At 40.9% G+C, this 328-nt stretch carries 1 pseudogene; it reads left to right on the top strand.

Going from position 1 to position 328, the window contains the following annotated elements:
• Positions 1–328: pseudogene (locus AS888_RS25830) on the top strand (IS5/IS1182 family transposase); the annotation flags it as partial.

Genomic DNA, 328 nt, shown 5'->3' with positions numbered 1-328 from the left:
CGTGGATTCCACACATGTGAAAGCCAGTGCGAATAAACGGAAATTTGAAAAGAAAATCGTTCGTAAAGAAACACGAGCGTATCAAGGACGTCTTCAAGAATAAATCAATCAAGATCGTGAAAACCACGGAAAGAAGCCTTTTCCACCAGATAAATTTGATAAGGAAGAAACCAAAGCAATTAAAGAAAGTACTACGGATCCTGAGAGTGGCTACTATGTGAAAGATGAACGAACAAAACAGTTTGCCTATTCATTCCATGCGGCCGCAGACGGCAACGGTTTTGTATTGGGAACGATTGTAACACCTGGTAATACACATGACAGTCAG

It is taken from the genome of Peribacillus simplex (genome assembly GCF_001542915.1).
GTDB classification, from domain to species: domain Bacteria; phylum Bacillota; class Bacilli; order Bacillales; family DSM-1321; genus Peribacillus; species Peribacillus simplex_B.
The sequence above is the reverse complement of the archived record's forward strand: the minus strand, read 5'-3'. Positions and strand labels throughout refer to the sequence as shown.